Here is a 21,897-nt window from a genome sequence, read left to right as displayed (position 1 = left end):
CCGGTTCGCTGCACGATCACTGCGCCACTTCCTCCTCGCTCGGGCGGCTCGCCGCCGCCAGCCCGCTTGCCACGACACCCGCGAGGGCGACGTACGCCCTGCGCCCACCCGCCCGCAACTGGGACGGCTGCGCCGGCCCGGGACGCCCGGGGGCCAGCTCGTCCTCCCACGGGATGCGGACGATCGCGCGGCAACGGCCGCGGGCGACCGCCTCCGCCTGCTCCACGCCCGCCATGCTGCGGCGGCTGACCCCGTTGATCACCATGACGGACCGCCGCCGCAGGTCGGCGGAGGTCTGCCCGTCCAGCCAGTCGAAGGTCATCGCCACCGCGTCCGGGGCGTCCTCGCTGGCCGGGGCCACCAGGATGAGCTGGTCGGCGTACGCCAGCATGCGCGCCGCCACCGCCGCCGCGGGGTCCACCAGGATCAGGCGGTAGTGCCGGTCCAGCACCCGCACGGCCTGGGCCAGCCGCTCGTCCGAGAACAGCCTGCGGTCGGCCAGCCTGCGCGCCGCGCCCACGTCCGCGTCGGAGCCGACGACCTCGAGGCCGGACTCGCAGCGGGTCGTGTACGCCCGCATGCTCAGGTAGCCGCTCACGCCGTCCAGGCCCGCCATCAGCGAGGTCAGCGTCTCCGGCGAGTCGGTGTGGATGCGGCCGGTCAGGGTGTTGTCGCCGGTGTTGGCGTCCACCGCCAGGACGCGGTCCTCGCGGTAGCGGGCCAGGGTGTGGCCCAGCATCAGCGTGGTCGTGGTCTGGCCCGCGCCGCCGGTGCACCCGAGCACGACGACGCGGCGGCTGCCGTTGAGCACCGTGCGCGCCCGCGCCTCGTCGGCCTCGATGCCGTCGTTACGGCTCGGCGCCCCGCCACCGACCACCACCTGCGCCAGCCGCCGCCAGCCACCGGACTGGTCACGCCCCACAACGGACTCGACCCGCCGCACCCGCGGCTCGTCCCCGGTCCGAGGCCCAGAAACAGGCACCGACGGCACCGCCGGATCCCCCGTCCCCGGCACGGCCCGAATGGACAACGGCGGCGCCACATGCTCCCGCCCACCACCACGCACAGGCACCCGAGGCCCGGCGATCCTGGACTCTGGCGCACTGGGCTCAGGCGTACCGGGCTCAGGCGTACTGGGCTGGGAGGTACTCGGGTGACGCTTGTCGGGCTCGGCCGGCCTCGCCTCGGGTACGGGCACGCTCCGCGCCGCCGGCGCGATCTCGGGACGCCGGCGGGCGGGTGCGCTGTGCGCCGGCGGTGCGACCTCAGGAGGGGCGGGTCGAGAGGCGGCGAGCCCCTGACTTCCCTCGTTCGGAGTCGCGGCGCGCGGCGGCTGACCCTTGCGGTGCTGCTCACGACCGTCGCCCGCGAGGCCACCGGTACGACGCCGGGGCGTGGCCTCGTCGGGAACGTCTCCCAAGGTCTCGCGACGCCCCAGGGTCTCCGGACGGCCAAGACTCACAGGAGGCCTGAGAGTTCCGGGACGGCCCAGAGTCTCTGCGGGCCCCTGTTCGCCGACGCTCTCGACGCGAACGTCCACGTCCGAGGACTTCACCCGAACCTCGACATCCGGCCGCACCTCCGACCTGCCCTCGACATCGGGTTGGACGTTCGCCCGAACCTCGACATCCGGCGAACGCGTCGCGCGAACCTCGACATCCGGCCGCACGTCCGACCGGACCTGGGCACCGGACTCATCGCCCGGCCCAACCCGGACATCCGGCCGCTCAGTCACCCCAACCTCGACATCCGGCCGCTCAGTCACCCCAACCTCGACATCCGGCCGCACCTCCGACCGGACCTCGCCACCCGACTCATCGCCGGACCGAACCTCGATATCCGGCTGGCGGGTCGCTTGAACCCCGGCAACTGGCTGATTACTCGCTCGCCGGTCGGAGACCGGCTCACCGGCTTCAGGGGAGGCCGGGCGGTCGGTGCCCAGGGTCGGCCACTCGTGTGAGGCCATGCGCTCGGACGCGCCGGCACCCGCGCCCGCGGACCTGCGGCCGGCGGCGCCCTCCCTGTTCTCGGCGGACGCCGCGAGCCTGCGCAGGCGGCGAAGGGCCTCGGTACCGATCGGCGCGGGGGCCGACGAGGCGGCGTCCGTACCGGAGCCCGCCTCCGCCCCAACCCCAGCGGACACACCAGACGATGCGGGAGAAGCAGGGGAAACAGGAGAACCACCCGCGGGCAGCGGGGGAAGGGTGATCGGCGCCGGGGGAAGTCCCGGGCGCGCCGGAGGAACGACCGTCCGCGACGATGCGGCCGGAGCCGAGGGCGTCTCAGGCTCGGTCCGGCGGACCGGCTCGGTGACCGGCTTGGGCACGTCGGTCACCGACCTGGACAGGCCGGTGGCCGGCTTCACGACCTCGGGCGCCGCACCGGAAAGACCGGTGACCGGCTGGAGCACCTCGGGCGCCGCACCGGAAAGGCGCGTGGCGGGCTTGGGCACCTCGGGTGCCGGCCTCCCGCGGCCGGGGCTCGGCGGAAGGGCGGGGATCGCGGCGTCGGGTTGGACGGCCGTGCCGCTCCAGGTCACGCGCGTGCTCTCGGACGCCCGCCCACGGACGCCCGGCATGAGCGCCGGCGCCTCGGCCACAGGCAGGGTGGTGACCGCGGCGGCCGCCGCGGCCACCGCCGGGCGCACCTCGCCGGGAACCGGACGCGCCTCGCCGGGCACGAGCGCGTCCCCCCGCTTGACGGACGGGAGCTGCCGCGCCGAGCCGAACGCCTCCAGGGGACGGCGACGAGGAGCCGTGTGCTTGGGCTTCGCCCGGGTGCCACGCCGCGACTTGGACCCAGACCTGGCCCCCGCCGTGGACGCGGACTTCACGCTCGCGGCGGCGACGGCCCGCGCGGCCCCCGGCGCCGTCCGCCACACCTTGGCGGTGAAGGTGATCTCGTCGGGCTCCTCGGCCGGCGCCAGGCGGCACCAGGTCTTCGGCTCGCCGAGGTAGCGCAACTGCGACTGGAGCAGCTCGTTGAGCCGCTTGCTCTCGATGACCGGCCGTGTCGACAGCCAGGTCACGATTCCCGGTGGCACGAGGTACACGACGTGCCATGGCGCCTCGAAGGGAACCCCGACGAGCGCCAGGAGGACCGACCACGGGACCAGCACTCCCAGGAAAACACCGATCCAGACGATCGGAAGCGGCATCGGCAGCCGGAGGTCGTACAGCTTGTAGAGCCGCTTCTCAATTCGCCAGATATTGGTATAGGTAGGCAGGTCCACCCGATCCTCCTCTCCCAGTCACAGCCACACGACCACGCTTACTTGATGCCGAGCGCCCCCGCGATGGCCTTGGCCGTCACCTCGATGACGTTGGGCACGTAGAAGATCACTCCGATCGCCACCGCCAGAATGATGAACTGGACGAATCTGGTGATCTCCCGCGTGAAGAGGAAGAAAATCGCCACGACGGACACCACGACGAGGAACAGCGGGGCGAAGAACTTTCGCAGGAAGTCCGCGAGGCCCGCGGTGTTGACCCCGCCGGTCGGCGGTGGCGCTGACGGCGCCGTCGGCGCGATGGCCTCAAGCGCGTTCTCAATGATGACTTTAAGAATCAACTTCCGTCCTCCTGCTTGTGGTCGCGCCGGGCGGTCCGCGAGGCGGTCCCGCGTCGTCGCGTTACCTTTTCTGCTCCCTCGCTCGTCATGGCGGCTCCCGGCCTCATCCTGTAGACCGGGTGGCGCCGCGGATGTCCTTGATGTACCAGTTGTCGCCTTGCTTCTCGACGGTGAGCCGGTACGCCTGCTCCAGGCCGGCGGACTGCCCGCTGGGATCGGCGGTCGCGGCCGGCGAGGCGGTGGCCGTCGTCGGCATGCCCCACGTGACGACGGCGGTGATCTCGCGGCTGGTGCCCCCCGGCGGAGCGGTGACGCTCTTCAGCTCGACCAGGGTGAGCTTGTTGCCGAAGCCTTCCAGCGTCACACCCTGAACGACATATCGCTGCAATTGGGTGGCATCCCCGAGGGCGTACGCCTTGAAGAAGCCCTCGAGTTGCGGGCGCAGCTCGGCTTCGGCGGTTTCGTCGTGTTCGGGCTCGGCCACCTGGGGAAGCCCGGCGGGACCGCCGGCCGGCAGCAGGGCGGGCTCACCGGAGACCACGAAACTGCCGCCCGAGGTGTAAACCGGGACGGAAAGCTTCCAGCGCTGCGGTCCCGATTGGGCGTAAACCGTCACGACCGCATTTTGTGCGTCCTGGACCTCTATGTCCGCCAGCTGAAAAGTGCCGGCGGACATTCTGCCAAAACCATTCCACCCCAATTGGCGATCGGCCGCCCCATCGGGAAGAAACGGCTTCAACCGCTCAGCGCGGTCGTCCGGCTTCGCCCCGTCGAAGTTGAGATAGGCGTTCGCGAACTGGCTGACGAACGCCTCCGCCTCCTTCTCCGGGAAGCCGGAGCCCGTCGGGGTCGCCGCCGTGCCGGCGGGCGTGTCCGACTGGGTCAGCCGGTCGATGGGCGCGCGCACGCCGTTGACCACGATCACGACGATCAGGGCCCACAGGACGATCCTGCCCGTCCAGACGAGCCACCGCCCGCCCCCGCCGGACCAGCCACCGCGGCGAACCGCGCTCCTGCCACGTGCCGGCACGCGCTCAGGGTCCGGGTCGTAGGGCGAGGGAGGGTACGTCGAATGCTCGCTTTCGCCAGCGGTCCGCGGACCGTTCTGGACGTTTGACCTGCGAGCCATCACGCCTCCGCTCGCGCCGATCCCCCCGGCTGGCGCGCTCTCGTCTTACTATCGATCCTGTTATCCATGGTGAAGTATTCACTTTAGCCGTCTCACCAATTGTTCCAGGAAAGCCACGCCCATGCTGCAGGCATCGCCGTAGCAGACCAAGTCGGTCTTCCTCCGGTTTCGGGAACGCGACCGCCCAGTTCACGCAGCACGCGAGGCCTGCGTCCGTACGCGAGCCACCATCGACCTCCGCGACAAAGTTCGCATTAGGGACAAAGCTCGCACCAGACACAAGAACGCCATGAACGCGGCATGCGACAGAGGCATAACTCCTGCTCAACCATCTAATCGCACCGCGCGAGTCGATCCGTACCAAGTTCTCCGTGCTCCGCGTGTGGACGAGAACACTCTGTGCGGGAACGAGGGCGCCGGGACCGGTCGCGAGACTGCGACACGTCCGCACGCACCGACCTCCCTTCCGCAAGGCCGCCCACGCGCGCACGACGCCTGGCGGCCACACCCGCGGCCGCCGACCCCCGCAGAGGCACACAACCGACCCAAACAAAGGAGAGTACGCGTCCAGGCGAGCCCACCTGGATTACCTGACGGCCACGCCTTACTACCCGCTCGAATCCGCAGGTCAGGCTCCGGCTGCCGGGTGAGTTCCTCCAGCCGCCGGGCCGCCGCGCCGATCGGCGCGGCGGCGTCGACCCCGGCACTCGCGGTGACCCCGAGCAGGGCGCGACCGCGCGGCCGGCCCTGCCTCACCCTCTCGTGTTCGGGGTGCCCAGGAGGCCCGCGCCGGCGCCGCCGTCAGGGCCGTTGGGGACGTTGAAGACGTTGGGGTCGTTGCCCTCGGTGGTGGGGTCGGCGGCGGGCGGCGCGGGACGGCAGCTCTGGCCGCAGCCGCCGAACCGGTCCGCGTTGATGGGGGTGAACGGCGTCGGCTCGACGTTCTTCAGTGCCGCCAGCATCGTGTCCTTCCAGATCGGACCCGGGATGCTCGCGCCGAACACCGAGCCGTAGTAACGGCCGCCGATCGTGACGCCGATCAGCTTGTGCTGCTGCGAGCCACGCGGGTCGCCGATGCTCACCGCGCCCGCGAGATCCGGGGTGAACCCGGCGAACCACGCGCTGGCGTACCCGTCGGTCGTGCCGGTCTTGCCCGCCGCGTCGCGGCCGATTCCGCCCACGGCCCGCATCGTGCCCTTGGTGAACACGCCCGACAGCACGTCGGCCGCCGCGTCGGCGACCTCGGGGTCGAGGGCCTGCTTGCACTTGGGCCTGTACGTGCTGACCTTCCCGTCCCGGTCGGTGATCTGGCTGATCGCCATGGGCGCGCAGTACCGGCCGCGGGCGCCGATCGCGGCGTACGCGGTGGCCACGGTGACCGGGTCCATCTCGTTGATGCCGAGCGTGAACGTCTCGTACTGCTGGAGCTTGCCGCCGTCGGAGCGGTGGATGCCCAGCGACTGTGCGGTCTTGACCGTGTCACAGAGCCCGACGCGCTGCTCCAGCTCCATGAAGAACGTGTTCACCGACTGCCAGGTGCCGGTCTGCAGGGTCTTCCAGCCGGGCGAGCCCTCGTCGTTCGTGACCGTGTGAGTCGGGTCGCCGATGTTCTGGCCCTTGCAGTCCTTGAACGCCGAGTACCCCGACGCGCGGAAGCCGGCCCCCGCGCTGATGCCGTCGTCGATCTTGTAGCCCTTCTCCAGGGCCGTGAGCAGGGTGAACGTCTTGAAGGTCGATCCCGCCTGGAAGCCGATGCCGCCGCCGTGCGCCGCGTCCGCGACGAGGTTGTAGGACATCTCGTTGCGGGCCTTGCTCCGGCCGTACTTCCTGCTGGCGGCCATGGCCTTGATCGCGCCGGTGCCCGGCTGGACCAGGGCCTCGGCCGCGACGGGGTTGTCCGACGGGTTGACCCACTTCTTGATCGCCTTGTCCGCGGCGGCCTGCATGGCCGGGTCGATCGTCGTCTTGATCGTCAGCCCGCCCCGGTTGAGGAAGTCCACGCGCGCCTTCGTGGTCGCGCCGAAGTCGGGGTTGCTCAGGATTTCGTTACGCACATAGATGCAGAAGTACGGATATTTGCTGGCCTCGCAGCCTCCGGGGAGCTTCGTACCCTTGTAGCCGAGTTTGGTGCCCTTCGCCTGCGCCGCCTCGGCCGTGGTGATCTCGCCCAGCTCGGCCATCCGGTTCAGGACGACGTTGCGCCGGTTCAGCAGCCGCTCACGCTGCTTCTTGCCCAGATTGGGGTCGGTGGCGTTGGGGTCCTGGACGGCGCCCGCCAGCGTCGCCGCCTGCGGCAGGGTGAGTTCCTTCGCGCTGACACCGAAGAACCGCTTGGCGGCCGCCTCGACCCCGTAGGCGCCCGCGCCGAAATACGCGATGTTGAGGTACTTGGCGAGGATCTCGTCCTTGGTGTACTTCTGCTCGACGCCCATCGCGTAGCGCAGCTCCTTGAGCTTGCGCGCGTAGCTCGCCTCCAGCGCCTGGTTCTTCTCCTTCTCGGTGCCGGCCGCGTTGAGCAGCACCTGCTTGACGTACTGCTGCGTGATGCTCGACCCGCCCTGGCTCACCCCTCCGGACCGCAGGTTCGTGGCCAGCGCGCGCATCGTGCCCTCAAGGTCGATCGCGCCGTGCTGGTAGAAGCGGTAGTCCTCGATCGAGACGATCGCGGTCCGCATGATCGGGGCGATGGCGTCCAGGCCGACGACCTCGCGGTACTGCTCGTAGAACCGCGCGATCTCGTTGCCCTTGGCGTCCTGGACGATCGAGACCTCGGCGGGCGGCGGCTCGTGGAGGTCCTCCGGTTTCAGGTTGACCTCGTTGGCCGCCGACATCAGCCCGAACCCCGCACCTCCGATCGCCGGCAACGCGATCCCCGCGACCAGCACCCCCGCCGCCGCCCCGATGGCGACAAGCCGCCCGATCTTCGCCCCGGCGCCCGACCGATCCCCCAACACAGCTTCTTCCTCTTCCTAGCCGTCGTCCCTCAGAGACATGAGGAAACATGAACATACCTATAGATGATTAATATCCTCATCAAGTTCAGACTGATATCGGCACAGGTATCACCGCAGCTCACACCCGGTACCAGACGCGCCGCGCACGGCCGGCCACGGCCGCGGAGGCGAGTGTCGCACGACGGACGGCCCTCCCCTCCGGCCCTCGGCGCCCTTCCCGGCTCGGGCAGTGTCCGCCGGGGTTCCCGTCCCCTCGCCCTCGCCCTCGCCCGAAGGGCTGCCGCGTCACCGAGCATGGGCTCGGCGGATATCGACGGGTGTGGTTTCAGGTGCCGTGACTGAATTGCCCTATTGACACGGCCGAAACGGCCCGCGAAACTCACCGGAAACCTCTTAACCCAAGACGTGTCGGGCCGGAGCGTGACTGTAAACGTTTACAGTAGCCGCGCCAGCCCTCGGACCGGGCCCCTCCGGCCCCGGTGAAGGAGTGACCAGATGGTCGTTTCGCGATGGCGGGTGCTCGGTGTCCTGGCGGCCCTGGTGCTCACGGTATGCACGGCGTACACGGTGATGCCCGCCGAGGCGCGGGGAGGCAGGGCGAAGACCGGCACGATCACCGCCTCCTCGGCGCACTCCGCCGCGCTCGGCGAGCCGATCGCCTACAACGTGTACCTGCCCGCCGGTTACGCACGGGGTGACCAGCGCTACCCGGTGCTGTACCTGCTGCACGGCAGAGGCGACTCGCTGCAGTCCTGGACCCAGGCCAAGCAGACCCTGGACGAGATGATCCAGGCCAAACGGATCCCCCCGCTCATCGCGGTGATGCCCGACGCCCCGTGGAGCGAACGCGGCAGCTGGTACGTGGACTCGCGGTACACCGGAAGCGACGTACCCGGCAGGCCGGTGGAAACCGCGCTCACCCGCGACCTGGTGAAGCACGTGGACGCCACCTACCGCACCGCGGCGATCCGCACCGCGCGGATCGTCGGCGGCTACTCCATGGGCGGCGCGGGCGCGCTGCGGTACGCGCTGGCCCACCAGGACCTGTTCTCAGGCGCCCTGGTGCTGAGCCCCGCCGCCTACACCCCGCTGCCGCCCGGCGACTCGTCGACCCGCGACTACGGCGCGTTCGGGCTGGGCGGCGAGAAGTTCGACGACGAGGTGTACCAGCGTCTCAACTACCCGCGGCTCCTGACCGAGGTCGACCCCGACCTGCCCGTGCGGCTGTTCATCGCGGTGGGCGACGACGAGTACGCCAACCCCGACCCCGCCGACGCCCGGCACGACCTCGACTTCGAGTCCGAGGCCCTCTACAACGCCGCGCGCCGGGTGCCGGGCGTCTCGGCCCAGATGCGCATCCTCGACGGCGGACACGACTGGAGCGTGTGGGGAGCGGCCTTCGAGCAGGGCATGGCCGATCTCGGTCCCGTGCTGAGCGTCGTCCCCCCGGCGGGACTGCCCGCTCCGCTGCATGGCACCCCCGGCACCGACTGGGCGGGCGGCGCCGCTTCCCACGCCGACGGCTCCACCACGCTCGGGTACGCGGCTAGCGGCGCGGTGAACGGCCAGAGCCACGCGGGCGGGCTTGACGTCGTGCTGTCCCGCCTCGGCCCCGACAGCGCGGCCCGGTGGACCCGGCAGCTCGGCACGGCCGCCGACGAGCGCCTGTACGGCGTGGCCGCGCTGCCCGACGGCGGCGTCATCGCCGCCGGGTACACCAAGGGCGACCTGGACGGTCACCATCCGGGCAGCACCACGGACGACGCCTTCGCCGTCCGCCTGGACGCGGACGGCGACGTGCGGTGGCTGACCCAGTTCGGCGCGCCCGGCACGGCGGACCGGGTCTACGGCCTGGCGGCCACCTCCGACGGAGGGGCGTACCTCGCCGGGTACACCAAGGGCGCGCTGTCCGGCGCGAACAGCGGCGACAAGGACGCCATCCTCGCCCGTGTCACGCCCGGCGGGCAGGTCGCCTGGGTCCGCCAGCTCGGCGGCCCCGGCGAGGACAAGGCGTACGGCGTGGCCGCCGACGCCACCGGCGCGTACGTGGTCGGCGGCGGACCGGCGGGGCTCCCGGGCACCACGGCGCTCGGCGGCCAGGACGGCTGGATCGCCCGGTACGACGCCGACGGGACCAGGCGCTGGACGACCACGGCGGGCGGCGCCGGCGACGACCGCCTGAACGCCGTGACGGTCACGACCGGCGGACTGGTGCTCGCGACCGGCGCCGTCGGCGGCGACCTGCTCGCCGTCGCCTACACCACCGCCGGCAAGCAGAAGTGGACCACCACCCTCGCGACGCCCGCCACGGACGCGGGGGCGGGCGTAGTGCCGCTGCCCGGCGGCGAGGCCGAGGTCGTCGGGTACACCCGTGGCCGGGTCGGCGTGATGGCGGGACAGGCCGACATCCTGACCGTGCGCCTGTCCGGCCAGGGCAAGCAGGTGGCGGCGGCGCAGTTCGGCACGGCGCGCGACGACGGCGTGGACCCGTTCGCCGAACCCAACCTGTTCGCCGCCCCCGCCCCGAACGGCAAGATCCTCGTCACCGGCCTCACCTACGGCACGACCCCCGGCGCCCCCGCCCCGGGCAACGGCGACGTCTTCACCACCCTGCTAACCCCAACGACCGGCCTCCCCACCCCCTGACCGAACAACAGGGTCCTCGCCTCCGCGCCTTGGAGGCGCTCCGGCTCGGGCTGCGTTCCCAGGGGCTGCGCAAGGACAATCCCTCAGGTCTGCGCCGATCCGTGGGTGAGCGGCGTTGCCGGGGACCCATCACGGACGGGTTCTGTCGGCGTCAGATGTCACCCCTGGTCTGAACGAGTGGGCGCATACAGTTCCCGGAATGCCTCGCGTAGCTCGACGGATGCGGGCATGCGGTGTGCTTCGATGGTCGTGATCACCTCGCGGGCTCGCCAGTAGTTCGAAGGCACAAGCAGGCCACTGGTGACGGCCATCAGCGTGAGCTGCCCTGCCTCATCGAATTGCTCGGAGGCGAGGAGGGCCAGGGCCAGGTCAAGACGCGCACTCACCGCTCTGCGTGGACGCGGTGAGCCATCCTTGGTGGATTCCATGCGCGCGATCACCTGCCGCGCGTACGGCTCGGCCGCCCGATCACCGAGCCACGACAGGGTCGTCGCGATATAGGCATCGCTTTTCGCGGGGTCGTACCGGTAGTGGTGCTCGGGGCGGTCTGGCATCGGCAGCGGGGAGACCAGAGCGGCGACGCGGTCCAGCGCATCACGGGTCTCCGGCCCCGCACCCAGGCGCGCCCACACTCTGGCCTCTTGGGCGGTCGCCTGGATGTACGCCGAGCCTCCTCGCGGTGCGACCGTCTGCGCGCCCTGGGTCAGGCTCAGGGCCCGGCGGTAGTCGCCATTCGTGACCGCCTGCCACGCCTCGGTCTCCAGGCACCAAGCCGCGATCTCCGCGTGCTCGGTTTCCCTGGCCATCTGAGCAGCCGTTCGAAGACGGGCTGTGGCGGCGGGGAACTGACGCAAGTCGATGTGGCATGTCGACGCGAGCAGAGAGAGCCAGCCACCGACGACGAGCAGTCGTCGATGCTCGGAAAGCGTTTTGCGTGCATCGATCAGTCGCACGACGTAGGACAAGTATCGGCGCACGCGTTCGAGGAGTTCTCCCGGTGGCGTACTCGGATAAGCCGTCGCCAGATCGTCAATGGCCAGTTCCAGCCTGGTCAGCGTCTCATTACCGACATCGCTCGCGGCGACGCGCTCCGCGAACTCCAGAGCATTGATCTCGTCATCGAAGGCGAAGTCCCCGTCCCACATACCGGACGAAACACCGGACCGCTCGAGCGCGACCAACTCGCCGCCCGCCTCCAACGCGCCGTCGATCCTCTGGGCCGCCTGAAGTGACGGGCGCTTACGGTCATTGGCGACCTTTGACAGGTAACCGACGTCGTAATGGATCGTCCTGGCGAGCCCGCGCAGCGACATCCCGCGCTCACCCATAAGGGCTCGCATCCGCTCACCGAAGGTCATCGTCATGGCCTGTCCTGGGGAGTCGACGGGTGTTGACCATGTTGACTCGCCACGGAGAGCAACAGGTCAACTCTGCCACGGTAACCGGCCGCCTGTTTGCATGGCAGCCACGTCATGCAAACCGCTTGGCGGCCCCGGCCCGGTGCGGTAACACCGAGGCTCCGGGGCCTTGATCAGGAATCGAGGTCCTGACCCATGCCTAAGACTAGGATCCGCTGGGGGGCCGATGCCCCGCCGTTGCCGCTCGGGTGTCGTTGGTGCGGGCACCCGCCATACGCGCACGACGCCTCCAGCCTGCCCCACCGCCGCCACCACCAGTGGGAGCAGCCGACCCCGGCGCAGATGCGCGCCCGGCTCGACGCTCGGCGTCGCCTGGGGCTGGGCGCGTCGCTCCCAGCGGCGGCCCCCGTACGTCCGCTGAAGCTCCAGCCACCTGTGGCACCTCGCCCCGGCAGGCACGCGCGCCCCCTGCCGGTCACGACTTCGTCCGGTGGGCGCCGCTCCCCCGACCGGGTCACGCCCGACCCGCGTGGGCCGTATCGGCGCGAGCCGTACGGCACCCCGGCGTACCGGTCTGGGGCTGCGGCGTGAGCCGGGAAGCGGGGCGGCACCGTATCGGGGGGCCGGTCGTCCGGGTGGAGCCTCGGCGCTGGGATCTGGCCAAGCAGGCGGCGGCCTGCCAGGTCGACCAGATGGAACCCGCCTGGTTCGTCATGTACGGAGTCGGCATCCGCAGATTCGTCGCCATCGCCGTCTGGAACGCGCCGTCGCCCTTGCGGGTCGAAGCCGCCACGGTGGAGGAACTCCGCGATCTGATGCGCGAGGCCGAGTTGGGTCCACTGGCCGGGCTGGACCGGGCATGGGCGTGGGTGGCATGACGACCCCGGACCAGAACACCACCGAACCGGCCAAGGCCGCAGAGTCCCTTGGTCCTGATATCGGTGATCCGTACGGCTTCGGGCCGGGTGCGTGGATCTCGGTGGGCGGTTACTTCCCGCCCACCACCGGGCAACGCACGCGGGAGCGGCCGCAAGGCGTGGGCGACGCGCTCGACCTCGACCGGCCATACGATGACCGGCCGAACAGTGACCGGGCGAACAGTGACCGGCCGCACCCCCATCGAGCGCTCACCGACCAAGCGCTCACCGACCGGCCGCAGGCCCACCGAGCGCAGACCGGCCGGCCGAACACCGACGCAGCGCACAGCGACCCAGCGCGCACCGCTCGGCCGGACGCCGGCCGGTCCCGCGCCGGGCAGTTGTACGCCGTGGCGCTGGTCACCGGCTCCTTCGCCGAGCATGCCGTGCCGTGGCCCGGCGCCGTCCCTCGGGCCGAGGCCGCCGCCGCGTGCGGCATCCTCGCGACCGTCGCGGACATAGCCAGGTCGCGCGTCATCTGGATGCCGGGCGTGCGGATGTGCCAGGACTGCGCCGAGGTGGTCACCGGCCGCGCGAACCGGGACCAAGCATCGTGACGCCGCTCAAACCGACCGACGGCGCCGCCGGGCACGGGTTCCATGTGATGGAGCCGGACCCCGGCTGCGCGCCGATCGACTGGCAACCCGCGACGCAGGCCGAGGATCGGCGGCGGGTGCTGCGCTGGACCTGTGAGTGCAGGCCGGTGGTGTACTACCTGATCACGGCGGGCGGCCGGGGCTACATCGAGCGCACGGACCCCGGCCACACGGCCGTCCAGAGCCCTCGCCTGCGGTACGCGCAGATAGCCGACCTGTGGGAACAACTCCTCCTCGGACGTGCCCGATGATGGCCCGACGCCGCGACACCACCTGGCACGGGAAGTTCCTGGTCCTGGTGAAGGGCGGAATGACGTTCAAGTCCGCGGTCGGCGTCCTGGGCGTGAGCCGCGCCACCCTCAGCCAGCACTTCCGCGCCGACCCCACCTTCCGTGTCCAGGCCAGACGGCTACGCCTTCGCGGGCTGCACGGTCCGGCCGCTGACACCTCCTGGCATTGCCTGTTGCCCGGACTTCTGGCCTCCGGCCTTTCCATCCCTCAGGCGGCAGAACGGCTCGGCAGAAGCCCGATCACGGTACGAGAGCACCTACACCGCTTCTCGGACCTGCGCACCGCTGTTGAGGCCGCACTCCAGCAGGAAGTCCAGACCGAACCGCTTCCTGCCCCGGAACGGTCGGCCTGCCCTGGTCCCGGCAGCATCGACCGGTAATCAAGCCACCTCTCGACGACAACCCATGGAAGGGAGGAACTCGCGGCCTACCTCCCGGGAAACGACCAGGACCGGCGAGCGGAGCCCGAAGGCTCAGATTCGGAAGCCGGCCGGTCCCAGGGTCGAAAACTCCGCAGGAGGATGAGCCCCGGCTGAGACCGCGGAGCCCCGACTCCGCCGCGATGAGCGCAAGGACCGTCACCCCCACACGGGTGCTAGACGTTGAAGCGGAACTCCACTACGTCGCCGTCGCGCATCACGTAGTCCTTGCCTTCGATGCGGGCCTTGCCCGCCGCGCGGGCGGCCGTCATGGAGCCTGCGGCGATCAGGTCGTCGAAGGAGATGACCTCGGCCTTGATGAAGCCGCGCTGGAAGTCGGTGTGGATGACGCCGGCGGCCTCGGGGGCGGTGGCGCCCTTGCGGATCGTCCAGGCCCGGGTCTCCTTCGGGCCGGCCGTCAGGTAGGTCTGGAGGCCCAGGGTGTCGAAGCCGACGCGGGCGAGCTGGGTCAGGCCCGACTCCTGCTGGCCGACCGACTGCAGGAGCTCAAGCGCCTCGTCGTCCGGCAGCTCGACCAGCTCGGACTCGATCTTGGCGTCCAGGAAGACGGCCTCGGCCGGGGCGACCAGCTCCGACAGGCGGGCGCGCAGGCCCTCGTCGATCAGCTCGTCGGCGTCGAGGTTGAAGACGTACAGGAACGGCTTGGCCGTCAGCAGGTGGAGCTCGCGCAGGTCGGTGAGGTCGAGGCCGGAGGCGTAGAGCGTGGTGCCGGTGTCGAGGACCTTGGACGCGGCCTCGGCGGCCTCCAGCGTCCCCTTGCGGTCCTTGTTGGTCTTCGCCTCTTTGGCGAGCCGGGGCAGCGCCTTCTCGATCGTCTGCAGGTCGGCGAGGATCAGCTCGGTGTTGATCGTCTCGATGTCGCGCCGGGGCGAGATCTCGCCGTCGACGTGCGTGACGTCCGGGTCGCTGAAGACGCGGATGACCTGGCAGATCGCGTCCGTCTCGCGGATGTTGGCGAGGAACTGGTTGCCCCGCCCCTGCCCCTCGGAAGCACCCTTGACCAGGCCCGCGATGTCGACGAACTCGACCTTCGCCGGCAGGATGCGCGCCGAATCGTAGACCTCGGCCAGCTTCGCCAGGCGGGCGTCGGGCACGCCGACGATGCCCACGTTGGGCTCGATCGTGGCGAACGGGTAGTTCGCCGCGAGCGCGTTGCCGCTCTTGGTCAGCGCGTTGAAAAGCGTGGACTTGCCGACGTTGGGCAGGCCGACGATGCCGATGCTCAGGCTCACGTTCGCCGAGTTTACGGTGCCCCGGCCCCTGCGCGGACACGCGCCGGGGCGCGGACTGGAATCATGCGGAGGATGGACGTCATGGCACTCGCCTTCCAACTGGCCGTGGGACTGGCGGCCGGGCTGGTCATCGGCTTCGTCGTGGGCCGGGCGCACGCGGGCGCGCGAGCGTCGCAGGCCGAGGCGAAGGCCGCGCTCGCCGAGGCGCGGGCCGTCGCCGCCGAGGAGAAGGTCGCCTACGTCGAGGAGCAGATGACCCAGCGCTTCCAGACGCTGTCGAACCGGGCGCTGGACGTCAACAACCTGCGGTTCCTGGAGCTGGCCGAGAGCCGCCTGGCCGCCTCTCGGGCCGACGCGGCCGGCGATCTGGAGCAGCGCAGGCAGGCGGTCGAGAACCTCGTCACGCCCCTGCGCGAGACCCTGGCCAAGGTGCAGGAGCAGCTCCGCGAGAGCGAGACGGGCCACCGGGTCGCCCGCGCCGAGCTGGGCAAGCAGATGGAGTTCGTCCGGCAGAGCTCCGAACAGCTCAGGACGCAGACGTCGGCCCTGGTGCGGGCACTGCGGCGGCCGGAGGCGCGGGGCCGGTGGGGAGAACTGCAATTGCGCAGGGTCGCCGAGATCGCCGGGATGGCCCGGTTCTGCGACTTCGACGAGCAGGCGAGCGCCACCACCGCCGACGGCGTCGTACGGCCGGACATGGTCGTCCGGCTCGCGGGGGGCAAGAACATCATCGTGGACTCCAAGGTGTCGCTCGCCGCCTACCTGGAGGCCGCCGAGGCGGGCGAGAGCGAGATGCAGGACGCGCGCCTGGACGCCCACGCCCGCCACCTGCGCGACCACGTGGACCGGCTGGCGTCCAAGGCGTACTGGCAGGCGTTCAGCCCGGCTCCGGAGTTCGTGGTCCTGTTCATCCCGGGCGAGGCGTTCCTGTCGCCCGCCCTCGAACGGGACCCGGGGCTGCTGGAGCACGCCATGGCGCGGCGCGTCCACATCGCCACCCCCACCACGTTGATCACCATGCTGCGCACGGCGCAGTACGCGTGGCAGCAGCAGGCGCTGAGCGAGAACGCGCGCGCGGTGTTCGATCTCGGCAAGGAGCTGTACGAGCGGCTGGGCGTCCTCGGGCGCAACGTGGACGCGGTGGGCAAGGCGCTGAGCCGGGCCGTGGTGGCGTACAACAAGAGCGTCGGGTCGCTGGAGGGCCGCGTGCTGGTGAGCGCCCGCAAGCTGAGCGACCTGGGTGTCGTGGACGGTCCGCTGCCCGCGCCGGAGCTCGTCGAGGACATGCCGAGACAGCCCGCCATGCCGGAACTGGTCGGTGAAGACCAGGAGGAGGTGGGGCAGGAGGGCCGTGAGGAGGCCGCGGCGGCGGACGGCGAACCGGTGAACCCCGATCACGCCGAGCACACCGGGTACGGCCGGCATGCCGACGGCGCCGGGCGCACCGCGTACGTCGAAGACGCCAGGGAGGTACGCGGGGAGGCAGAGAGCCCGCCACCGGCTGGTGAAGAGACGGCAAGGGCGTACCCGGGCCCTCGTGTGAACGGTAAGTTGGCGCGAGACTCGTCGTAGGGCCGACCCGCCGGCCGTGATGCCGCCGACCAGGCCGGGAGGGGCGACAGTGGTGACACAGGAGCGAGCGCGGCCGGGCGTCAGGCTGACCGCCCGGGGAGCGATCGCGCTCATATTCGTGAGCACGCTGGTCGCCGAGGCTGCCGGGTCCTCGATGGTCGTCGGGCTGGTCTTCTGCCTGGGGTGCCTGGGGGCGGTGCTGCTCGTGCAGCCGCGCGAGCTGCTGTCCCTGGTCGTCACCCCGCCGCTGGTGTTCTTCGTCGCCACCCTGATCAGCGCCGTGATCGGCACGTTCGGAGCGCCCTCGCTGATCCAGGCCCTCGGGGTCGGCCTCTTCACCGATCTTTCGGCGGGTGCTCCCTGGCTGTTCGCGGGCTCGGTGCTGGTGCTCGGGGTGGCCTGGTTCCGCGGCCTGGCGGACAACGTGGTCGAGCTGCGCGCCGAGCTTCGGGCGAACCGGGCCGCGCCCGCCTCCACCGGCCCGGCCGGTAGGCAGCCCTCCGGAGTCCCCGCCGGTAAGGGGACGAGGGCCCGGGGACGGCAGGCCGCCGAGCCCGGGGACGTGCCGGTCTACGCGCCCGAGCCGGAGGGCTATTTCGAGCCGCGCGTGTACGGCTCGCCGAGGGAATCCAAGGACTGACGAGGTCTGTCGAAGGTCCGGCAAGGCTGGCAAGGGTCCGACGCGGGGGTGTCCGGCGGCTCCTCGCGTGAGCGTGAGCCAGAGCGTGGGCCGGAGCGTGACCGTGGGCCTGGAGCGATCGCCGCCGCCCGCCTGGCCGCAGAGCTGGGTGCCGGGCTGCGCGCCGAGCGTGCGCGGGCCAGGGCGTGCCGTACACAGGCCGAGGTGGGCCGGGCGGGGGCGCGGGCGGGGCGGGTCCCGGACGAGAGGGCGTGCCCGGCGTGGGTGGTGGCCCTGGACGGGCCGTCCGGGGCGGGGAAGACGACGCTGGGCCGGGCGCTGGCCGCCGAGCTGGACGCCGGTCTGGTCCACATGGACGCGCTCTATCCCGGCTGGGACGGCCTGCTGGGCGGCGTGAACCGCCTCGTGGAGTGGGTGCTGCGCCCCCTCGCGGCCGGTGAGGCCGCGCGCTGGCGGCGCTACGACTGGGCGCTGGAGGCGTACGCGGAGTGGCGCGAGCTGCCGCCGTCGCCGGTCGTGGTCGTGGAGGGTGTGGGGGCCGGGGCGCTGGCCACGCGGCCGTACGTGTCGGCCCTGATCTGGGTGGAGGCGCCGCTCGCGATCAGGAAGGCGCGGGCGCTCGGCCGGCCCGAGGACGGCGCGGCGTACGCCCCGCACTGGGATCGGTGGGCGCGGCAGGAGGAGGCGTACTTCACCGCCGACCGCGTACGCGACCGCGCGGACGTGATCGTCGACACGACGTGACGCGGGTCAGCTACGAGTCCGGAAAGTCGGGAAAGTCACCTCGGGTTGTCGTCCCTCGAACCCGACGGGAGTGCCAGGTTCGGGACGGCGACAATCGGCGGGGTCGGGGACGGCGGGGGTCAGCGGGCGTTGGCGCGGAGGCCGCGGCGGAGTTCGTGCGGGAGGGCGAAGCGGACGCTTTCGGGCACCGACTCGACCTCCTGGACGTCCGCGAAGCCGTGGCCGGCGAGGCGAGCCAGCACGCCGTCCACCAGCTCCTCGGGCACGGAGGCGCCGCTGGTCACGCCGACCGTGGTGACGCCCTCCAGCCACTCGTCCTGGATGTAGGAGGCGTTGTCCACCAGGTAGGACGCGTCCGCCCCGGCGTCCAGGGCGACCTCGACCAGGCGCTTGGAGTTGGACGAGTTGGTGGAGCCGACGACGATGACGAGCTGCGCCTCCTGGGCGATCTCCTTCACCGCGACCTGGCGGTTCTGCGTGGCGTAGCAGATGTCGTCGCTCGGCGGGTCGATCAGGTTGGGGAAGCGCTCACGCAGCCGGGTGACGGTTTCGGTGGTCTCGTCCACCGACAGCGTGGTCTGGGACAGCCACACGACCCGCTCGGGGTCACGCACCTGCACGCCCCGGACGCCGTCCAGCCCGTCGACGAGCTGGATGTGCGCCGGAGCCTCCCCCGCCGTGCCCTCGACCTCCTCGTGGCCCTCGTGGCCGATCAGAAGGATGTCGTAGTCGGCGGCGGCGAAGCGCTTGGCCTCGTTGTGGACCTTGGTGACGAGCGGGCACGTCGCGTCGATCGTCTTCAGCGACCGCCGCGCGGCCTCCTCGTGGACGACCGGGGCGACGCCGTGGGCGGAGAAGACGACGATCGCGCCCTCGGGGACCTCTTCGGTCTCTTCGACGAAGATCGCGCCACGATCTTCGAGGGTCTTGACCACGTGCGTGTTGTGGACGATCTGCTTACGGACGTAGATCGGCGCGCCGTACAGCTCAAGGGCCTTCTCGACGGTCTGGACTGCGCGGTCGACCCCCGCGCAGTAGCCGCGCGGCTTGGCCACCAGGACACGACGGGTCGCAGGCGTCTCCGAAGTCATGTGCTCATGCTACGTGCTCAATGATTCCCGGGAGGCCATGAGCTTGTGCTACGTGGGCACGCACCGTTTATCTGCTTTCCTATGCTTGAGGGGGTGTGCGACGGCAGTGTCCGTCCGCCCCTTGCACTCAATCGGCACAGTTCAGGACAGACTGGCCGTCCATTTTCAGATCTTGTAGGAGCCGGCATGTCACTGAGCGACATCGTCCGCACCATGGCCAAGAACGTCCGGCAAACCGTCACCAACCCCGGCGAGCTCAAGGAGAAGGCCAAGGACCTTCCCCTCAACGTGCTGCAGACCGCCCTCACCGGCGTCGGTCAGGCGCTGATGATCAGCGACCGCATCCGGTCGGGCATCAAGCGGCTGCTCACGAACGACGACGAGCGGACCCGGCAGGAGACCAAGGCCGCGCCCGAGCCCGTGGAGTCCCTGTTCCCGGACGAGGAGGAAGAGGAGGAGGTGCGCAAGCCCGCCCGGCGCGAGCCGGTCATCTTCGCCCCGCGCGCCGCCGCCCCGGTGGAGGAGAGCGCCAACGGGTCCGCGCCCAAGGCCGAGACCACCGTGACGCCTCCGCCGGCGCCGCCCGCGCCCGCGATGAAGCCGGCGTCCGAGGCTGCGGCCAAGCCGGCCCCTGAGGCCGTCAAGCCCGCCCCCGAGCCCGCCGAGCCGGTTACGGAGGCCGCCGAGCGCGCCGCGGCGGTCGTCGCGGAACCCGCCACCGAGCCTGCCGCCAAGCCCGCCGCCGAGAGCGCGGGCGGGCCGGCCGCCACCGAGACGGCCCCCGTGAAGCCGCGGGCCGAGGCCGCGGCCGAGCCCGTGGCCGCCGACGCCGGAGCCGAGGACACGGCGAAGGCCGCGACCGCGAGCGAGGCCACGACCACGGAGGCGGCGTCCGAGGCGGCGAAGCCGGCGACGCGGACCCGCAAGCCGCGCGCCACCACCGCGCCCAAGGTCGCAGCCAAGCCGGCCGCGAAGCCCGCGGGCAGGACGACCTCCAAGCCCGCCGCCAAGCCCGCCGCCGAACCGGCCACCGAGCCGGCCACCGAGGCCGCCACCGAGGCGAAGGCCGCGCAGGCCGAGGCCCCGAAGCCGGCGCGCACGCGCGAGCCCAAGGCGGACGCCGGCAAGCTCGCCGAGGCCACCGCCACCACGACCGGCCCGGCGACGTCCACGGCGACCCCCGAGACGCCCGCGACGGTCACGGCGCCCACGGCCGCCGCCTCTGTGCCTACTTCGGTGCCCACTTCGGAGGCGGGCACCACGTCCACCCTGGCCGAGCCCCTGCCCGGCTACTCCGCGCTCACCATGGCCTCCCTGCGCGCCCGCCTGCGCGGCAAGTCCGTCGAGCAGATCCGCGAGCTGCTGGAGTACGAGCAGAGGACCTCCGCGCGGGACGACATCGTCCAGATGTACGCCAAGCGCCTCGCCAAGCTGGAAGCGGGAGAGTAACCGGGATCGTTTGTAGGCTGCCCGCATGGCCGCGAAGAGTTCACCGGAGCAACCGCTGCCCATCCGCTCGGTGTTGCAGATGGTGGCGCAGTGGATCGGCAAGCTCGGCACCGTCTGGGCCGAGGGGCAGATCACCGAGCTGTCCTCCCGGGGCGGCACGGTGTTCCTGACGCTGCGCGACCCCGTGGCCAACGTGTCCGCCCGGGTGACCTGCCCCCGCAACGTCTACGAGACGGCCGTCCCCAGGCCGGTGGACGGCGCCCGGGTGGTCGTGCTGGTCAAGCCGGACTTCTGGGTGAACAGGGGCTCGTTCGCCTTCACCGCGCTGGAGATCCGCCCGGTGGGCATCGGCGAGCTCCTGGCCAGGCTGGAGCGGCTGCGGCAGATCATCGTGGCCGAGGGCCTCGCCAACGCCGACCGCAAGCGCCGCCTGCCGTTCCTGCCCGGCACGATCGGGCTGATCTGCGGCCGCGACTCGGCGGCCGAGCGCGACGTGCTGGAGAACGCCCGCCGCCGCTGGCCGGCCGTGCGCTTCAAGGTGGAGGCCGTCGCGGTCCAGGGGCCGTACGCCGTCGCCGAGGTCACCGAGGCCCTGCACAAGCTGGACGCGGACCGCGAGGTCGACGTGATCGTCATCGCCCGGGGCGGCGGGTCGCTGGAAGACCTGTTGCCCTTCTCCGACGAGTCGCTCGTCCGGGCCGTCTCGGCGTGCCGTACGCCCGTCGTCAGCGCGATCGGCCACGAGCAGGACAACCCGCTGCTGGACCTCGTGGCCGACCTGCGCGCCTCGACGCCCACCGACGCGGCGAAGAAGATCGTCCCCGACGTCGGCGAGCAGATGGCCCTGATCCGGCAGTTGCGCGACCGGGGGCGGCGCGTGGTGGTGGGCGGGCTGGACCGCGAGGCGACCTGGCTGGCGGCGGTGCGCTCGCGCCCGTCGCTGGCCGACCCGGTCCGCGAGATCGAGCGCCGCGCCGAGCAGGTCGACGGCCTGCGCGACCGCGCCCGCCGCTGCCTGGGCTCGTCCCTGGACCGCGCCGAGGACTCCCTGGAACACCTGCGCGCCCGCCTGGTCGCCCTCTCCCCCGCGGCCACCCTCGACCGCGGCTACGCGATCGTGCAGTTCCCGTCCGGTGAGGTCGTGCGGCAGGCGGCGGACGTGAGCGGCGGTGAGGAGCTCAGCCTGCGGTTCTCCGACGGCAGGGTGGGCGTCACGGTGTCCAAGCCCGGCTTCGACGAGCCCGGCTCATGATGCCCGTAGGGTGGGGT

At 71.4% G+C, this 21,897-nt stretch carries 19 protein-coding genes and 1 pseudogene; 12 read left to right on the top strand and 8 right to left on the bottom strand.

Translation table 11 applies throughout. The features are described 5' to 3' along the window. Window positions 1–16: 16 nt before the first annotated feature. Window positions 17–943, bottom strand: coding sequence for a MinD/ParA family ATP-binding protein (locus tag DQ384_RS42835; protein ID WP_245966409.1), 927 nt, complete (start codon window positions 941–943; stop codon window positions 17–19). A gap of 402 nt (window positions 944–1,345) precedes the next feature. On the opposite strand from DQ384_RS42835, the gene DQ384_RS42830 reads away from it, so the two are divergent. Next, window positions 1,346–1,960, top strand: coding sequence for a hypothetical protein (locus DQ384_RS42830; protein ID WP_245966412.1), 615 nt, complete (start codon window positions 1,346–1,348; stop codon window positions 1,958–1,960). Window positions 1,961–2,309: 349 nt separating this feature from the next. After that, entirely contained in the window at window positions 2,310–2,957 is a 648-nt protein-coding gene (locus tag DQ384_RS42825) for a hypothetical protein (protein ID WP_245966411.1), read from the top strand. A 29-nt stretch (window positions 2,958–2,986) separates the two neighbouring features. Here DQ384_RS42825 and DQ384_RS42820 read toward each other — a convergent pair. The 4 genes and pseudogenes from DQ384_RS42820 to DQ384_RS11690 all read right to left on the bottom strand — a co-directional run. Continuing rightward, window positions 2,987–3,232: pseudogene (locus DQ384_RS42820) on the bottom strand (conjugal transfer protein); the annotation flags it as partial. Window positions 3,233–3,270: 38 nt separating this feature from the next. Continuing rightward, window positions 3,271–3,531 carry a hypothetical protein gene (locus tag DQ384_RS11700; protein WP_245966408.1) on the bottom strand — a complete coding sequence of 87 codons (261 nt, stop codon included), beginning with the start codon at window positions 3,529–3,531 and terminating at the stop codon, window positions 3,271–3,273. A gap of 142 nt (window positions 3,532–3,673) precedes the next feature. Then, window positions 3,674–4,495, bottom strand: coding sequence for a conjugal transfer protein (locus DQ384_RS11695; protein ID WP_245966392.1), 822 nt, complete (start codon window positions 4,493–4,495; stop codon window positions 3,674–3,676). A gap of 956 nt (window positions 4,496–5,451) precedes the next feature. Next, window positions 5,452–7,530, bottom strand: a complete 2,079-nt coding sequence (locus tag DQ384_RS11690; protein WP_245966407.1) for a transglycosylase domain-containing protein — start codon at window positions 7,528–7,530, stop codon at window positions 5,452–5,454. A gap of 618 nt (window positions 7,531–8,148) precedes the next feature. Between DQ384_RS11690 and DQ384_RS11685 the strand changes: the two genes are divergently transcribed. Beyond that, window positions 8,149–10,299: an alpha/beta hydrolase-fold protein gene (locus DQ384_RS11685; RefSeq protein WP_114028743.1), complete on the top strand. Its 2,151-nt coding sequence runs from the start codon at window positions 8,149–8,151 to the stop codon at window positions 10,297–10,299. A gap of 158 nt (window positions 10,300–10,457) precedes the next feature. Here DQ384_RS11685 and DQ384_RS11680 read toward each other — a convergent pair whose 3' ends face one another. Beyond that, the gene (locus DQ384_RS11680) at window positions 10,458–11,663 is read right to left on the bottom strand and encodes a helix-turn-helix domain-containing protein (RefSeq protein ID WP_114028742.1); all 1,206 of its coding nucleotides are present in this window, start codon (window positions 11,661–11,663) and stop codon (window positions 10,458–10,460) included. Between the two features lie 581 nt (window positions 11,664–12,244). Here DQ384_RS11680 and DQ384_RS11670 point away from each other — a divergent pair. Genes DQ384_RS11670 through DQ384_RS11655 form a run of 4 tightly spaced genes read left to right on the top strand, consistent with a single transcriptional unit; the run spans window position 12,245 to window position 13,840 of the window. After that, window positions 12,245–12,535 carry a hypothetical protein gene (locus DQ384_RS11670; RefSeq protein WP_147268744.1) on the top strand — a complete coding sequence of 97 codons (291 nt, stop codon included), beginning with the start codon at window positions 12,245–12,247 and terminating at the stop codon, window positions 12,533–12,535. After that, window positions 12,532–13,131, top strand: a complete 600-nt coding sequence (locus DQ384_RS11665; RefSeq protein ID WP_147268743.1) for a hypothetical protein — start codon at window positions 12,532–12,534, stop codon at window positions 13,129–13,131. The genes DQ384_RS11670 and DQ384_RS11665 overlap by 4 nt, the downstream gene beginning before the upstream one ends. Continuing rightward, complete coding sequence (locus tag DQ384_RS11660; RefSeq protein WP_114028738.1) at window positions 13,128–13,421, top strand: hypothetical protein; 294 nt, start codon at window positions 13,128–13,130, stop codon at window positions 13,419–13,421. The genes DQ384_RS11665 and DQ384_RS11660 overlap by 4 nt, the downstream gene beginning before the upstream one ends. Beyond that, entirely contained in the window at window positions 13,418–13,840 is a 423-nt protein-coding gene (locus DQ384_RS11655; RefSeq protein ID WP_114028737.1) for a helix-turn-helix domain-containing protein, read from the top strand. Before DQ384_RS11660 ends, DQ384_RS11655 begins: the two co-directional genes overlap by 4 nt. Before the next feature lie 215 nt (window positions 13,841–14,055). Here DQ384_RS11655 and ychF read toward each other — a convergent pair whose 3' ends face one another. Then, on the bottom strand, window positions 14,056–15,132 hold the full coding sequence (ychF, locus tag DQ384_RS11650) for a redox-regulated ATPase YchF (RefSeq protein ID WP_114028736.1): 1,077 nt from the start codon (window positions 15,130–15,132) through the stop codon (window positions 14,056–14,058). Window positions 15,133–15,204: 72 nt separating this feature from the next. On the opposite strand from ychF, the gene DQ384_RS11645 reads away from it, so the two are divergent. Genes DQ384_RS11645 through DQ384_RS11635 form a run of 3 tightly spaced genes read left to right on the top strand, consistent with a single transcriptional unit; the run spans window position 15,205 to window position 18,088 of the window. Continuing rightward, window positions 15,205–16,704, top strand: coding sequence for a DNA recombination protein RmuC (locus DQ384_RS11645; RefSeq protein ID WP_114028735.1), 1,500 nt, complete (start codon window positions 15,205–15,207; stop codon window positions 16,702–16,704). A gap of 52 nt (window positions 16,705–16,756) precedes the next feature. After that, window positions 16,757–17,344 (top strand): DUF6542 domain-containing protein, encoded by a 588-nt coding sequence (locus DQ384_RS11640; protein WP_181871158.1) that lies wholly within the window; start codon window positions 16,757–16,759, stop codon window positions 17,342–17,344. Window positions 17,345–17,392: 48 nt separating this feature from the next. After that, a complete protein-coding gene (locus DQ384_RS11635) occupies window positions 17,393–18,088 on the top strand; it encodes a nucleoside/nucleotide kinase family protein (RefSeq protein ID WP_245966391.1) in 696 nt (231 codons plus the stop codon). A gap of 119 nt (window positions 18,089–18,207) precedes the next feature. On the opposite strand, the gene DQ384_RS11630 is transcribed toward DQ384_RS11635, so the two are convergent. Further along, window positions 18,208–19,179: a 4-hydroxy-3-methylbut-2-enyl diphosphate reductase gene (locus DQ384_RS11630; RefSeq protein ID WP_114028733.1), complete on the bottom strand. Its 972-nt coding sequence runs from the start codon at window positions 19,177–19,179 to the stop codon at window positions 18,208–18,210. Between the two features lie 186 nt (window positions 19,180–19,365). Between DQ384_RS11630 and DQ384_RS11625 the strand changes: the two genes are divergently transcribed. Then, complete coding sequence (locus DQ384_RS11625) at window positions 19,366–20,628, top strand: hypothetical protein (protein ID WP_114028732.1); 1,263 nt, start codon at window positions 19,366–19,368, stop codon at window positions 20,626–20,628. A 25-nt stretch (window positions 20,629–20,653) separates the two neighbouring features. After that, the gene (gene xseA, locus DQ384_RS11620; protein ID WP_114028731.1) at window positions 20,654–21,880 is read left to right on the top strand and encodes an exodeoxyribonuclease VII large subunit; all 1,227 of its coding nucleotides are present in this window, start codon (window positions 20,654–20,656) and stop codon (window positions 21,878–21,880) included. The last annotated feature ends 17 nt before the right edge of the window (window positions 21,881–21,897 follow it).

This window comes from Sphaerisporangium album, from assembly GCF_003323745.1.
Classification (GTDB): Bacteria; Actinomycetota; Actinomycetes; order Streptosporangiales; family Streptosporangiaceae; genus Sphaerisporangium; species Sphaerisporangium album.
The sequence above is the reverse complement of the archived record's forward strand: the minus strand, read 5'-3'. Positions and strand labels throughout refer to the sequence as shown.